Raw genomic sequence first — 14,432 nt, 5'->3', positions numbered from 1 at the left:
TCACGAGGGCCTCAGCCGAGGAAGTCGGCCAGCGGTACGGGTGTGAGGCCGTCCTTCTTGGCCTGTTCGAGGAACGCGGTGTAGTCCTGGGTGAACGTCTTGCGGAAGTGCATCAGCACGATGTCCCCTGGACGCAGCTTGTCCCCGACCTGGAACTGCACATGTCCGTCGTTGACCGCCGCGGACCACAGTACCGCGACCCGCATCCCGCACGCGGCGGCCGCGCGCAGCGTGTTCCCGTCGTAGTTGCCGAACGGCGGGCGGAACAGCACTGGCCGCACCCCGAACTCGGCCTGGAAGTCGTCCGCGTCGTCGCAGATCTCCTTGCGCTGGAACTCGAACGGCTTGCCCTTGAGGTTCGGATGGTTCACGGTGTGATCGCCGAGCGTCGCGCCGGCCCCGTCGAGGATGGCCTTGAAATAGGCCTCATGACCCTTTACGTACTTCTGGTTCAGGAACAGCACCGGATGGGTGCCGGACTCCTTGATGAGCCGCAGCGCGTCTGGATCCTTGACCGCGCCGTCGTCCATCGTGATGAACACGAAGGGCTTGTCGGTCGCGATGCGCCGGACGACCGGGACAGCACCGTCCGCCGACGGTGGCGCCTTCTGCTGGATCGTGCCGAACGGGTAGGGCGCGGCGAACGCCGGACCGGGTGCCGCGCCGGGGGCCGGGTTCGGCTGCTCGGGTTCGTCAGGCCGCGCCGCCGGACTCGGTGACGAACACGCCACCGCAGCGAGCACCACCGTCGCCAAGGCGGCTGCGACCCGCCAAGGTCGCTTTGCCATGGAACCACCACGCATTCCGCACCTCCGTCCCTCTCCGTGGTCGTAGCTCGAGCAATCGTTTACACGATTGAGTGACGAGGGAGCCGGGTGTTACGTTGCGTGACCTCCACGTGAATGTGACCTAGTACACTCGCCGGAATCATTTGACGGAGTGAGCGCTCACTCCGCACAATGGACCTCATGACAGCTCCTGAGACCTCCACCCGGCGCAGGGCGCCCGGGATGAGTGCCGACGAGCGGCGCCGGATGATCGTCCAGTCCGTGCTGCCCTTGCTGGTGGAGCACGGCGCCGGTGTCACGTCGAGCCAGATCGCCCGCGCCGCCGGGATCGGCGAAGGCACCGTCTTTCGCGTCTTCAAGGACAAGGACGAACTCTTCGCCACCTGCTTCGCCGAAGCGCTGAAGCCCGACCAGGTACTCGACGCGATCGCCGTGATCGATCTCGACCAGCCCCTCGACGAAAGACTCATCGAAGCGGCCGACGCGCTCAGCGCGCATCTCCAGCGCATGGGCGCGTTGATGGCTGTCATGCACGGCTCCGGCAAGCGACCGGAGCACCGGCATGACGACCGCAAGGACCGGCGCAAGGAATCGATGGGCGTGATGCGCGACGCCATGGCCGAGCTGTTCGAACCGGAGAAGGACCGGCTCCGGCTTCCCGCGGCGCAATCGGCGGCACTGTTCCTGTCGCTGCTGTTCAGCGGGCGGCTGCGCTTCGACGAAAACGGGGACGAACCCACCACGATGGAACTCGTCGACGTCTTCCTCCACGGCGCCTTGGGGCCCGCGTGATCGGCGGTCCGCCCGGCGGAGGCGGGGGCGGTATGGAGATATTCCTGGCCCGCGGCGGCAGACGACGGCGGCCACCCACGACCGTGCCCGACAGCGGGCTGACCGGCCCGGTCGACATCCCGGAGCCCGAGCCCGAAACCGGTCCGAAGGATCTGAAGTCACGGCTCAACCGCATGTGGGTCAACGTCGCGGGCACGGTGCGCGGGCTGCCGAAGGTCGCGAAGCTGACCTGGCAGGCGAGCCCGGTCCTGACCATCACCATCACCGTGGTGACCCTGTTGTCCGGTCTCCTGCCGACGGCGACCGCCTACATCGCGAAGCTGCTGATCGATTCGGTGGTCGCGGCGATCCAGGGCCACGGCACCAAGAGCGCGATCGTCGGTGTCGCGCTGTTCCAGTTCGGCGCGCTGGTGCTCACCGCGCTCTCGCAGGCAGTGACCACCTACGGCCAGTCCCTGTTGCAGGAACGGATGACGCTGACCATCCGCCATCAGGTGATGAGTCACGCGAGCAGGCTGCACCTGTCGTATTTCGAGGGATCCGCCTCCTACGACATGCTGCGCCAGGCCGCGCAGGAGGCGCCGACCCGGCCGCTGTCGATGATGAACTCGGCGCTGGGCCTGGTGCGCACGGCGATCACCTTCAGCAGCATGGTCGCGCTGCTCGTCTCGATCAGCCCGCTGCTGGCCCTCGTCGCACTCGTGGCGCCGATCCCCGCGTTCATCTCGCAGTCCAAGTACGGCGCCCGCGCGTTCTGGCTGACGTTGCTGATGTCGCCGCTGAAACGGCGGATGGACTACCTGTCCTCTTTGGTCACGACGGACACCTATGCCAAGGAAACCAAGCTTTTCGGCCTCGGCCCGTACTTCGTCGACCGGTTCCAGCGGCTCGGCCAGGTGTTCTACGAACGCCAGCGGATCCTGACCCGCAAGCGCAGCGTCAGCTCGACGTCCTGGGGCCTGTTGAGCACCGCCGCCGGCTCCGCGATCGCGCTGTACATCGCGCTGGAGGCCGTCGGCGGCAGACTCACGCTCGGCGATCTCGCGCTGTACACGGCCGCCGCGGCCTCGGTGCAGACGTCGGTCCAGGGCCTGTTCACCGCGTTTTCCGGAATGTACGAGAACAATCTCTATCTCGACACGCTGTATCGCTTCCTCGGCACGGAACCGGAGATCGTCGCGCCGCCGGAGCCACGCCCCCTTCCGTCCACTGTGGAGGGGCACATCGAGTTCGAGGAAGTGTCCTTCATCTACCCGGGTGCCGCCGAACCGGCACTCGACGGCGTGAGCTTCGAGATCCGGCCGGGCGAAACGGTCGCCGTCGTCGGCCGCAACGGAGCCGGGAAGTCGACGCTGTTCAAGCTGCTGTGCCGGCTCTACGACCCGACAGGCGGCCGGATCCTGCTCGACGGCGTCGACATCCGCGAATACGACCCGGTCGAACTGCGGCGGCGGATCAGCGCGATGTTCCAGGACTACGTGACCTACCAGGGCACCGCGTCGGAGAACATCGGACTCGGCGACCTGACGCATCTAGTCGACCGCGAACGGATCGAGGAGTCGGCGAAACGGGCCGGTGCCGACGAGCGGATCGAACGCCTGCCCAACGGGTACGACAGCCCACTCGGCCGCTGGTTCGACCAGGGCGTCAGCCTTTCCGGCGGGGAATGGCAGAAGATCGCGCTGGCCAGGGCGTTCCTGCGGGAGGCGCCGATCCTGATCCTCGACGAACCGACGTCCGCGCTGGACGCCCAGGCCGAGCACGACCTCTTCTCCCGTCTGCGGGAGCTTTCGGAGGGTCGTACGACGCTGTACATCTCGCACCGGTTCTCCACCGTCCGGCAGGCGGAGCGGATTCTGTTGCTGGAACACGGAAAGGTCGCCGAGTACGGCTCTCACGAGGAGCTGATGGCGGCGAAGGCGGGCTACGCCGAGCTGTTCACCCTGCAGGCCGCGGCGTACCTCGACGAGGCCGTCAGTTGACGATGAGACGGGTCATGGTCGTCGGCTGCAGCGGCGCCGGGAAGTCGACGTTCTCGCGTCGGCTGGGTGCCACGCTCGACCTGCCGGTCACCCATCTCGACCGGCTCTTCTGGCGGCCGGGGTGGACGCAGGCGCCGGAGGACGAGTTCCACGCCGCGCAGCAGGAGATCGTCGCCTCCGACGCCTGGGTGATCGACGGCAACTACGGGGCGTCCATGCATCTTCGGCTGCCGCGGGCCGACACGATCTTCTTTCTCGACTACCCACGCCGTACCTGCCTCCGCCGGGCAGTGGTGCGATCCCTGCGCGAGTACGGACAGGACAAGCAGGCACCCGGCTGCCCCGAGCGCTTCGACCGGGAGTTCTACTCCTACGTCTGGCGCTGGCCGACGGACCACCGGGAGCGGACAGTCCGGCGGCTGACGGAACAGGGGGCGCACGCGCGGCGGATCGTGCTGGCCAGGCCACGCGAGGCAACGGAGTTCCTGAGCCGGATCGGTTGACCAGGACCACCGTATCGGGGGTGGGGAGCAAAACGGGCAAGCCGTACGTTGTCCAGGTATGGCTGTCGCGTTCTTGCTCTATGTCGTCGCCGAGATCGCCGCCGTCTGGGCGGTGGGCTCGGCCGTTGGCGTGCTCGGCACGATCGCGCTGCTCTTCGCCGGCGCGTTCATCGGATCCTGGCTCGCCCGCCGCGAAGGCGGCCGGGCCTTCCGGGCCTTCGCCGAGTCCGCGCGACTCGGCCGCCCGGCCGACGCGGAGCGGGAACTCACCGACGGGATGCTGATCGGCTTCGGCGGTCTGCTCATCCTGCTCCCCGGTTTCGTCAGCGACGTCATCGGCCTGCTGTTCATCCTGCCGCCGACGCGGAGTGTCGCGCGCAAGGTCTGGCAGAAGCGGATGCAGCGCCGCGCGGTCAAGTTCGCCAACCGGTCACACGGGCCGGTGATGGTCGTGGACAGCGAGGTCGTCACCGATACGCCGCCCGCCGAGTCCGCCAAGAAGCAGCCGCCGGTGATCGAAGGCCGCATCGTCGAAGGCTAGGCCCTCAGCTTCGCCACTAGCTTCGCCACTACACTGCTAGTGGCGAAGCTAGTGGCGAAGCTAGGACGGGCGGCATGCTCCACGACGAACTCATCGAGATCATCGCGAACCTCCGCGCGCTCGGCGGTGATCATGCGTCCGTGGAGGCCAAACGCGCAGAAACGAAGCTCCCTAAGAGCGTTCGAGAGACGCTCTCAGCCTTCGCCAACACCAGCGGCGGGGTACTGATCTTCGGCCTGGACGAAACCCGCGGTTTCGAGGCGACCGGCGTTCAAGAGCCGGCGAAGCTGGAAGCCGATCTGGCCGCGATGTGTTCGGAGAACCTGGAGCCACCCCTTCGGCCACTCATCGGAACGCACCGGTTCGAGGATGCGGACCTGGTGGTCGCCGAGATCCCTGAACTGCCCCCTGCCAGCAAACCCGCATACAACCGTGGCACCGGCATGACACAGGGAAGCTTCATCAGGGTCGCCGATGGCGATCGGAAGTTGAGCCCTTACGAAGTCCAACTGATGGTGGCGAACCGTGGTCAGCCCCGAGACGACGAACAGCCTGTACCCGGAACCACGGTTACGAACCTCGACGAATTTCTTACCGCAAGTTTCCTGAGTCGTCTCCGCCGCCATCGCGGCAGAGCGTTCGCGAACCTGGATGACACCGCGGCGTTGCGCCGAGCGAAGATCCTTGTCGGAGACGTTTTGTCTTTGGCCGGACTCCTGGCGCTGGGCGAGTACCCGCAGGAATTCTTTCCGCAGCTCATGCTGAGTTTCGTCCACTACCCGACCAAGTCAGGGCCCGACCCGCGAGGGACGAGGTTCATCGACAACGTCGCTGCCGAAGGGCCGATTCCGGTGATCGTCGACGAAGCCCTCATCGCCCTTCGCCGCAACATGAAACGCCGATCGACGGTTCGAGGCGCAGGGCGGACCGAAGCCTGGGAATACCCCGAGACGGCACTACGCGAGGCGGTGGTCAACGCACTGGTTCACCGCGATTACTCCGGGTCTTCGCATGGAACCCAGGTGCAAGTGGAGATGTATCCCGACCGTTTGGTGATCCGTAATCCGGGCGGCCTTTACGGCTCGGTTCGCGAAGAGAATCTCGGCGTGGAAGGTACCTCTTCAGCACGCAACGCGACCTTGCTGAAGATCCTCGAGGACACGCCGCTACCCGGGTCGGACCGTCCGATCTGCGAAAACCGTGGCTCCGGGATCCCGGCGATGCTGGCCGCGATGCGAGACGCCAAGCTCAGCCCTCCGCGGTTCGCTGACGACATCTCCACTTTCAAGGCGACCTTCCCCAACCACACCTTGTTGGGGGACGGTGCTGTCCAGTGGATAGCGTCGCTTCGAGAGCATGGCCTCACCGACAGCCAGTGCCACGGCCTCGCGATGTTGTTCCACGGCGAAACACTCAACAACCAGGTCTACCGCAACGCGAACGACCTCGACTCTCGCGTCGCCACCGAAGAACTCGGTGATCTGGTCGCCCGTGGTCTTCTGGTTCCGACGGGCGGGCGACGATACGCGCAGTACACCCTCGCCGACGACGTTGTGCCAACGCCCGCGGATGACACCGTGTCCGACCGGCGTCGCGTCGATCGACGCGAGGGGCTTCTTCTGGCGCTCGGCGAGAAGGAGGCGACCCGCGCCGACTTGGTAGCGGCGACAGGACTCCCCGACCGGACGGTGTCACGGTGGCTGAGCGTCCTGCTCCGGCAGGGCTTGATCGAAGCGACGGAGCGGAATCTCCGTAGCCCCAACGTCCGTTATCGACGCACCCCTCAGCGCACCCTCGACGAGACGGGCGTCGAAGGCTAGGTGCCGCTCGGTTTCGGGATGTCGAAATAGCCGCTGAACCGGACGGCGGGCGCGTACTCGCCCTTGACCTTCACCTTCCCGGTCACGAACATCGCCGCCACGGCCGCGTTGCCGGTGGCCATCCGGATGAAATCGTCGACCGACAGCGTGATGGTCGTGTCCGGAGTACGCGCGAGATCGGTGCTGGAAACGCAGACGCCGTCTTCGATGACCGTTTGAAAGCGATCGAAACCGTCTTCGCCGTCACCTTCGGTAAAACGCCACGCGACGACGAAGTTGACATGCTGCGCGCGTTCCGGGGCGAAATGGTCCGACATTCTGCGGAAAATCTCGTCGAGGAACGCCGAGCGCAGTTCCGGATGGTCGGCGATCGCTTTCAGCTGCTCCCGCGATGCCCGCTGTACGACGTCGACGAGCACCTCGGTCTCGAGCGAGCTCAACTCGATACCCGCACCGGTTTCACCCAGCATGTGCAGGGTTTCCAGCACCTGCACGAACTGTTCGGGGCTCAGTTTCGTGAGTTCGAGCTTCTCCGCGAACGCGTTGACGACGTGCTCGCCACCGGTGCGCGTCTTGTGCGGTCGCGACGGGCGGGAAAAGCGCGCCTTGTCCCGCCGGCGCCGGTTCGGAGAATTTCGGGGCACGGCACGGAAGTGTAACCGCTTCGCCGGACTCAGGACGGTTTCGGAAGGTCGAAGAAACCGATCAAGCCCGTCGCGAAGGCCAGGTCACCTTTTACTTTGATCTTTCCGGTGACGAATAGCACAGCGGGGGTCGCCTGGTGGGTGATGAGCCGGAAGAAATCGACGGGCGCGATCGTGATCGTCACCCTCGGCTTCTCCTTCATCTGACTGCTGACCGTGCATTCCCCGTGCGAGATCACCGTCTCGTAGCGGTCGTACCCGCCGTCGCCGTTGCCGCCCGACAGCCGCCAGTGGACCACCGCGTGCAGCGTCTTCGCGCGGTCCTGCCGGATGTGCGCGCCCATGCGGTCGAAGATCTCTCGCAGGACACGCTCCCGCAGCGACCGTTCGGCGACGACGCTCTCGAGTTGCGCGCGCGAGGCGCGGGCGACCAGATTCGCGAACCGGACCGGGTCGACCTTGCGGAGATCGAACGCGGGCGCGGATTCGGCGAGCCGTCCGAGCGCGGTCAGCAGCCGCCGGACGTCGTCCTTGCCCAGGTCCTTCGGGTCGATGGCGCCCGCGACCTCGTTGACGTCGAGCGAGTGCGCTTCGGCCGAATCCGGCTCGATCCGTTCGAGCTCGTCGACCAGCGCGCGGCCGGTCAGCCCCACGATCTCGGTCATTTGCCCTCCAGCTCCGCCTACCCAAGCGTAAGGCTACCCGCCAGTAGGTAGGCGGGCAAGCGTGCCGCGAGCGCCCCTGCCGGTGGCAGCCCGGTAGCGTCTTACGGGAACTAAAGGGAGGTCCTGAGTGTCCGAGGAAGTACCGCGTCCTGCCGAACGCGCCAAACGGCTGCCGAGAGCGGTGCGGGAACGCCAGATCCTGGACGCAGCGGTCTCGGTGTTCTCGCGCTACGGCTATCACTCCGCGTCGATGGACGAGATCTCCGAGGTCGCCGGCGTGTCCAAGCCGATGATCTACACCTACCTCGGGTCCAAGGAAGATCTCTTCGGCGCGTGCATCCGCCGTGAAGCCACTCGCCTGCTGGAAGCGGTACAGGACGGGATCAAACCCGACCTGCCGCCGGACATGCAGCTTTGGTACGGGCTTCGCGCGTTCTACCGGTTCGTCGCGGACTACCGCGAGTCGTGGACGGTGCTGCACCGCCAGGCCATGACCGTCGGCGGCGCCTTCGCCGCGGAGATCACCGACATGCGCACCCGCGCGATCGAGCTGGTCGCCGCGCTCGTCGTCTCCGCCGGTACCCGCAAGGGCCTGGGTGAACAGGCCGAGTTCTCCGGCGCCGGGCTGTCCGCCGCGCTGGTCGGGGCGGCCGAGTCGCTGGCCGACTGGGCGCTCGACCACCCCGATGTCTCCGACGGCGTCCTCGCCTCGTGGCTGATGAACCTCGTCTGGCTCGGGTTCAACGACCTCGTCGAAGGCGATGTGTGGAAGCCGTCAGAGAGCGACGACTGAACCTTCCAGATGCGGCTTCGGCTTGCGCGCGTTCCAGAGTTCGAAGGCCCAGCCCCCGCCTTCGCTCCAGGTGGTGAACGCCGCCTTCGACGGCAACAGCACCGGCTGTTTGAACTTGACGTCGACGGTGAACGCTTCCGGCAGCCTGCCTTCGAACGCCGCGAGCGCGTGCGCCTTCGTCCACATGCCGTGCGCGATGGCGGCGGGGAAGCCGAACGCCTTCGCGGTGATCGGGTGCAGGTGGATCGGGTTGCGGTCGCCGGAGACCTCGGCGTAGCGACGGCCGATGTCGGCGGGCACATGCCAGATCGCGCTCGGCGACGGCTGGGAAAGCTGCCCGCGTGCCGTCTTCTCCCCGCTGCCGCCGCCACGGCGCAGGTACGTGCTGGCGTCCGTCCAAACAGGACTGTCACTGACCAGCAGCTCGCTGACCACGTCGAACTGCTTGCCCTTTTCGTGCGGACGCAGATCCTCGGCGCGCACGCGCAGGGTGAACGACTCGTCGAGCCGCAGCGGCCGGTGCTGGGTGATCCGGTTGGCGACGTGCACCATGCCCAGCAACGGGAACGGGAAGTCGTGTTCGGTCATCAGCGCCATCTGCAACGGGAAGGCGAGCATGTGCGGATACGTCGCGGGCAGGACGTCGTCCAGCCGGAAGCCGCACACCCGGTTGTACGCGGCGAGATGCGCCGGGTCGACGACCACGCCTTCGCGGACGAACTCGGTCCCCGGCAGGGTGTTCCCGTCGCTCTTGCGCAGCGAGCCGAGCAGAGCCTTGGGGTACAACGAAGACAGGCTCGGCGTCTCACGAAGTTCCTTGACCGCCATGATCACGCCCCCAGCAGGGCCTGGCCGCAGACGCGGACCACGTTGCCGTTGACCGCGGCCGAAGCGGGGTTCGCGTACCAGGCGATCGTCTCGGCGACGTCGACCGGCAGGCCGCCCTGGCCGAGGCTGGAGAGCCGCCGTCCGGCCTCGCGGATGAACAGCGGGACCGCGGCGGTCATCTTGGTCTCGATGAACCCGGGCGCGACGGCGTTGATCGTGCCGCCGTACTCCGCGAGCTTCGGCGCGCCGTCGTTCACCATGCCGATGACGCCCGCCTTGCTGGTGGCGTAGTTGGTCTGGCCGACGTTGCCCGCGATGCCCGCGATCGACGAGACGCCGATGATCCGGCCGTTCTCGTGCAGCACCTTGTCGGACAGGAGTTTCTCGTTCACCGCGAGCTGCGACGCGAGGTTGACCGCAATGACCGAGTCCCAGCCGCCCTCGGTCATGTTGCCCAGCGTCTTGTCCCGCGTGATGCCGGCGTTGTGCACGACGATGTCGACGCCGCCGTGACGCGTGGTCAGGTACTCGGCGAGCTTCTCGGGCGCGTCGGCGGCGGTGATGTCCAGTTGCAGCGCCGATCCGCCGACCTTGTTGGCCACCTTCGACAGGTCGCCGCCCTGCGCGGGGATGTCGAGCGCGACGACGTGGGCGCCATCGCGGCCCAGCACCTCGGCGATGGCGGCGCCGATGCCGCGGGAGGCGCCAGTCACCAGCGCGACCTTGCCGTCGAGTGGCTTCGACCAGTCGGCCGGGGCGGAGGCGGTCTTGGTCTCCGTGCCGACGCGGATGACCTGGGCGTCGACGAAGGCGGACTTCGCCGACAGCAGGAAGCGCAGCGTGGACTCGGTGGCTTCTTCGGCGCCTTCGGCGACGTACACGAGCTGAGCGGTCGCGCCGCGCTTCAGTTCCTTTCCGACGGAGCGCACGAAGCCTTCGAGCGCGCGCTGGGCGATCCGCTCGTGTCCCTCGGTCAGCTCGGGCGGAGTGCCGAGGACGACGACGCGGCCCGACGGCCCGACGCCGCGGATCACCGGGTGGAAGAAGGAATAGATCTCGCGAAGCTGCTTCGGGTCCTTTACGCCTGTCGCGTCGAAGACGAGCGCGGCGTGCTTGTCGGCCGCCGTCGAGACGACCTCGACACCCGCACGGTGCAGCTGCGCCTCGATCACCTTTTCGAGACGACCGCCCGGCGCGGCGCCCAGAAGTGCGGGACCCTCGAGAGGGGGCTGACCGGGCTTGTACCGGCGGAGCGTCGCGGGATTCGGCAGGCCGAGCTTCGGCACCACGAACTTCCCCACCGGGGTTTTCGTGAACTGCTGGTACCTGTCAGCCATCGCTTGCCTCCCGTGCAGTTTGCATCACGTCGCAGTCTAACCTACTCGCTAGTAGGTTACAGTGTGAGAGAGCCTACGGAGGAGTGGAAAAAATGGCCACGAAAAGGACGGCACCCGTGCGCAAGGTCGCGATCATCGGCGGCAACCGGATCCCCTTCGCCCGCTCGAACGGTCCATACGCGCAAGCTTCGAACCAGGATATGTTCACGGCGGCCCTCGACGGCCTGGTCAGCCGCTTCTCCCTGCAGGACGAGGTGATCGGTGAGGTCGCCGCCGGCGCGGTGCTCAAGCACGCCCGCGACTTCAACCTCGCGCGCGAAAGCGTCCTCGGCAGCAAGCTGAACCCCGCCACGCCCGCCTCCGACGTGCAGATGGCGTGCGGCACCGGCCTGCAGGCGATCATCAACGTCGCCAACAAGATCGCCCTCGGCCAGATCGACTCGGCCATCGCGGGCGGCGTCGACACCACGTCCGACGCGCCGCTGGCGGTAAACGACGACCTGCGTCAGATCCTCGTGCGGCTCAACGCCGCGAAGACGCTCCCCGAACGGCTGAAGCTCGCCGCGAAACTGCGTCCCGGCCACATCGTCCCCGAGATCCCGCGCAACTCCGAGCCGCGTACCGGCCTCTCCATGGGCGAGCACGCCGCGCTGACCGCGAAGGTCTGGGAAATCACCCGCGAGGCGCAAGACGAACTCGCCGCCACCAGCCACCGGCGGCTCGGCGCCGCCTACGACCGCGGCTTCTTCGACGACCTGGTGACGCCGTACCTCAAGCTGGTCCGCGACCAGAACCTGCGGCCGGACTCCAGCGTCGAGAAGCTCGCGAAGCTGAAGCCCGCTTTCGGCGGCCCCGACGGCACGATGACCGCGGGCAACTCGACGCCGCTGTCGGACGGCGCGTCGACGGTCCTGCTCGCGACCGAGCAGTGGGCGAAGGCCAGGAAGCTGCCGGTGCTGGCGTACCTGACGTTTTCGCAGACCGCGGCCGTCGACTACGTCCACGGTGACGAAGGGCTGCTGATGGCGCCCGCGTACGCGGTCCCGAGGATGCTCGAGCGCGCCGGGGTCACCCTGCAGGACTTCGACTTCTACGAGATCCACGAGGCCTTCGCCTCTCAGGTGCTCGCCACCCTCAAGGCGTGGGAGGACCCGGCGTTCGCCAAGGAGAAGCTGGGCCTCGACGAGCCGCTCGGTTCCATCGACCGGGCGAAGCTGAACGTCAACGGCTCGTCGCTGGCCGCCGGGCACCCGTTCGCCGCGACCGGTGGCCGTATCGTCGCCACGCTCGCGAAGCTGTTGAACGAGAAGGGATCCGGCCGCGGACTCATCTCGATCTGCGCGGCAGGCGGGCAGGGCGTCACCGCGATCCTCGAAAAGTAGTCGTTCGCCCGCGGCGGATCGGGGAAAAACCCGGGTGCCTTTGTCGGTGCCCGGGTCTAGCGTGTGCGCATGTTCGCAGTTCAGGCGAAAGCGCTGGTCAAGACCTACGGGTCCACACGGGCGCTCGACGGGGTCGATCTGTCGATCCCGACGGGCAAGGTGCTGGGCCTCTTGGGGCCGAACGGCGCCGGCAAGACGACGACGGTCCGCATCCTGACCACGCTGCTACGCCCGGATTCGGGTGAAGCGGAGGTGGCCGGGCACGACGTGCTGGCCCAGCCGGACGCCGTCCGGCGGTCGATCGGGTTGTCCGGGCAATACGCCGCCGTGGACGAGAACCTCACCGGCTTCGAGAACCTGTACATGGTCGGCAGGCTGTATGGGAGCAAGAAGGCCGCGGCGAAGTCCAGGGCGCGTGAACTGCTCGCGCGCTTCCGGCTGGAGGACGCGGCCGACCGGCCCGCCAAGACGTACTCCGGCGGGATGCGGCGACGGCTCGACCTCGCGGGGGCGCTGGTCGCCGAGCCGACTGTGGTCATCCTCGACGAACCGACCACCGGGCTCGATCCGCGCGGCCGGATCGACACCTGGGAGGTCATCAAGGAACTGGTCGCCGACGGCACCACGGTCCTGTTGACCACGCAGTATTTGGAGGAGGCGGATCAGCTCGCCGACTCGATCGTGGTGATCGACAAGGGGAAGGTCATCGCGCGCGGCACCGCCGACGAACTCAAGCAGGAGATCGGCGGCGAGCGGCTGGAACTGGTCGTGGCGAACACGAGCGATCTCGCCGTCACCAGCCAGGTCCTCACCGAGGTCGGCTCGGGGACACCGGCGGTCGACGAGCACACCCGCAGGGTCGACGTCCTGGTCGAGGGCGGGCCGAAGGCGCTGATCGAGGCACTGCGGCGGCTGGACGGCCACGGCGTCGCCATTCAGGACGTCGCGCTGCACCGGCCGACGCTCGACGACGTTTTCCTCTCGCTGACCGGACACGCCACTGATGAGGGGGCCAAGAAGTGAGCACGATCGCCAAAGCCTTTTCCGACGGTGGCGTGATCACCTGGCGGAACCTGAAGAACGTCCAGCGCAACCCGGACTGGCTGATGGCGGCGACCCTGCAGCCGATCATGTTCGTGCTGCTGTTCGCCTACGTCTTCGGCGACGCGATCGGCGGGGAAGCGGGCGGGCTCGCCTACCGCGAGTTCCTGATCGCCGGCATCTTCGCGCAGACGGTCGCGTTCAACTCGGCGTTCACCGTGATCGGGTTCGCGAACGACCTGCAGAAGGGCATCATCGACCGGTTCCGGTCGTTGCCGATCTCCCGGCTGGCGGTGATCTTCGGCCGGACGACCTCGGATCTGGTGATCAGCGTGGTGGCGCTGGTGGTCATGTCGCTGTGCGGTCTGCTCGTCGGCTGGCGGATCCGCGGCAGCTTCCTCGACGCCGTGCTCGGCTACCTGGTGATGCTGATGTTCGCCTGGGCGCTGTCCTGGGTCGGCGCGTGGATCGGCCTTGTCGCGCGCAGCGTCGAGGTCGCGCAGAGCGCCGGGCTGATGTGGATGTTCCCGCTGAGCTTCATCTCGACGGCGTTCGTCCCGGCGGACAAACTGCCGGGCGTGCTGAAGACGATCGCCGACTGGAACCCGTTCACCGCGGTGATCAACTCGGCACGTGACCTGTTCGGGAACCGCTTCGGCGCGGCGCCAACGGGGTGGCCCGCCGAGCACGCTTCGCTGTACGCGATCCTGTGCTGCATCGCGATCATCGCGATCTTCGCGCCGCTGGCGACGGCCCAGTACAAGAAGGTCGCGAGCCGCTGAAAATATTTTCGGCGGCTGAACCATTTTTTCCGAACGAAATGTCGAACCGCCGTCGAGCCGCTCGACGCGCTGGTGAAGGCCGGGTAGAAACAGGCCCGCCAAGACACTGAGGAGCAACGATGCGGTTTCTGATGATGCACCGGCTCGACGAGAGCGCCCCGGAAGCCTGGAACCCGAGCAAGGAGTTCATCGAGCAGATGGGCGCCTTCATCCAGGACTCGTTCGAGAAGGGCATCCTGATCACGGCGGAGGGGGTGCACCCGTCGGAGAAGGGTGCGAAGGTCCGCAAGGTGCGCGGCGGCAAGATCACCGCGACCGACGGCCCGTTCACCGAGGCCAAGGAGGTCATCGGCGGGTTCGCGCTGATCAACGCCAAGGACCTGGCCGAAGCCGTCTCGTTCGCCGAGTCCTACGCCGCGCTGTTCGACGAGATCGAGGTCGAGATCCGGACGGTCGTCGAGGAAGAGGACATCGCCGCCTTCACCTCATGACCCCACGCGTTTAGTCCTCTGGATGCGAAGCGCATCCAGAGGA

General features: G+C 67.0%; 15 protein-coding genes. 10 read left to right on the top strand and 5 right to left on the bottom strand.

Going from position 1 to position 14,432, the window contains the following annotated elements; all coding sequences use genetic code 11:
• Positions 1-11: 11 nt before the first annotated feature.
• Positions 12-788: a polysaccharide deacetylase family protein gene (locus tag AVL48_RS15325; RefSeq protein ID WP_082857661.1), complete on the bottom strand. Its 777-nt coding sequence runs from the start codon at positions 786-788 to the stop codon at positions 12-14.
• A gap of 222 nt (positions 789-1,010) precedes the next feature.
• On the opposite strand from AVL48_RS15325, the gene AVL48_RS15320 reads away from it, so the two are divergent.
• From AVL48_RS15320 to AVL48_RS15300, 5 genes are all read left to right on the top strand, one after another.
• Positions 1,011-1,580 (top strand): TetR/AcrR family transcriptional regulator, encoded by a 570-nt coding sequence (locus AVL48_RS15320; RefSeq protein ID WP_061981762.1) that lies wholly within the window; start codon positions 1,011-1,013, stop codon positions 1,578-1,580.
• A gap of 32 nt (positions 1,581-1,612) precedes the next feature.
• Positions 1,613-3,562 carry an ABC transporter ATP-binding protein gene (locus AVL48_RS15315; RefSeq protein ID WP_061981761.1) on the top strand — a complete coding sequence of 650 codons (1,950 nt, stop codon included), beginning with the start codon at positions 1,613-1,615 and terminating at the stop codon, positions 3,560-3,562.
• A gap of 2 nt (positions 3,563-3,564) precedes the next feature.
• Complete coding sequence (locus AVL48_RS15310; protein WP_061981760.1) at positions 3,565-4,065, top strand: P-loop NTPase family protein; 501 nt, start codon at positions 3,565-3,567, stop codon at positions 4,063-4,065.
• A 58-nt stretch (positions 4,066-4,123) separates the two neighbouring features.
• The gene (locus AVL48_RS15305; RefSeq protein ID WP_061981759.1) at positions 4,124-4,606 is read left to right on the top strand and encodes an FxsA family protein; all 483 of its coding nucleotides are present in this window, start codon (positions 4,124-4,126) and stop codon (positions 4,604-4,606) included.
• Between the two features lie 74 nt (positions 4,607-4,680).
• Positions 4,681-6,426, top strand: a complete 1,746-nt coding sequence (locus AVL48_RS15300; protein WP_061981758.1) for an ATP-binding protein — start codon at positions 4,681-4,683, stop codon at positions 6,424-6,426.
• Here AVL48_RS15300 and AVL48_RS15295 read toward each other — a convergent pair.
• Together AVL48_RS15295 and AVL48_RS15290 are read right to left on the bottom strand one after the other, a co-directional pair.
• On the bottom strand, positions 6,423-7,070 hold the full coding sequence (locus AVL48_RS15295; RefSeq protein ID WP_425266132.1) for an SCP2 sterol-binding domain-containing protein: 648 nt from the start codon (positions 7,068-7,070) through the stop codon (positions 6,423-6,425). The two genes, AVL48_RS15300 and AVL48_RS15295, sit on opposite strands and share 4 nt — an antisense overlap.
• Positions 7,071-7,099: 29 nt before the next feature.
• Complete coding sequence (locus AVL48_RS15290; protein WP_061981757.1) at positions 7,100-7,735, bottom strand: SCP2 sterol-binding domain-containing protein; 636 nt, start codon at positions 7,733-7,735, stop codon at positions 7,100-7,102.
• A gap of 127 nt (positions 7,736-7,862) precedes the next feature.
• Between AVL48_RS15290 and AVL48_RS15285 the strand changes: the two genes are divergently transcribed.
• Positions 7,863-8,528, top strand: a complete 666-nt coding sequence (locus tag AVL48_RS15285) for a TetR/AcrR family transcriptional regulator (protein ID WP_061981756.1) — start codon at positions 7,863-7,865, stop codon at positions 8,526-8,528.
• Here the strand turns inward: AVL48_RS15285 and AVL48_RS15280 are convergent.
• Positions 8,511-9,356 (bottom strand): MaoC family dehydratase, encoded by an 846-nt coding sequence (locus AVL48_RS15280; protein WP_061981988.1) that lies wholly within the window; start codon positions 9,354-9,356, stop codon positions 8,511-8,513. The two genes, AVL48_RS15285 and AVL48_RS15280, sit on opposite strands and share 18 nt — an antisense overlap.
• 2 nt (positions 9,357-9,358) lie before the next feature.
• Entirely contained in the window at positions 9,359-10,693 is a 1,335-nt protein-coding gene (locus AVL48_RS15275) for a 3-oxoacyl-ACP reductase (protein WP_061981755.1), read from the bottom strand.
• A gap of 92 nt (positions 10,694-10,785) precedes the next feature.
• Here AVL48_RS15275 and AVL48_RS15270 point away from each other — a divergent pair, with 92 nt between their 5' ends.
• The 4 genes from AVL48_RS15270 (at position 10,786) to AVL48_RS15255 (ending at position 14,389) form a co-directional block, all read left to right on the top strand.
• Positions 10,786-12,075: an acetyl-CoA C-acetyltransferase gene (locus AVL48_RS15270; RefSeq protein ID WP_061981754.1), complete on the top strand. Its 1,290-nt coding sequence runs from the start codon at positions 10,786-10,788 to the stop codon at positions 12,073-12,075.
• A 69-nt stretch (positions 12,076-12,144) separates the two neighbouring features.
• Positions 12,145-13,098: an ATP-binding cassette domain-containing protein gene (locus tag AVL48_RS15265; protein WP_061981753.1), complete on the top strand. Its 954-nt coding sequence runs from the start codon at positions 12,145-12,147 to the stop codon at positions 13,096-13,098.
• Entirely contained in the window at positions 13,095-13,898 is an 804-nt protein-coding gene (locus tag AVL48_RS15260) for an ABC transporter permease (RefSeq protein ID WP_061981752.1), read from the top strand. The genes AVL48_RS15265 and AVL48_RS15260 overlap by 4 nt, the downstream gene beginning before the upstream one ends.
• Before the next feature lie 119 nt (positions 13,899-14,017).
• Positions 14,018-14,389, top strand: a complete 372-nt coding sequence (locus tag AVL48_RS15255) for a YciI family protein (protein WP_082857647.1) — start codon at positions 14,018-14,020, stop codon at positions 14,387-14,389.
• The last annotated feature ends 43 nt before the right edge of the window (positions 14,390-14,432 follow it).

Source organism: Amycolatopsis regifaucium (assembly GCF_001613935.1).
GTDB lineage: Bacteria > Actinomycetota > Actinomycetes > Mycobacteriales > Pseudonocardiaceae > Amycolatopsis > Amycolatopsis regifaucium.
Note: the sequence above shows the minus strand (reverse complement) of the source record. Positions and strands in the feature narration are given on the sequence as shown.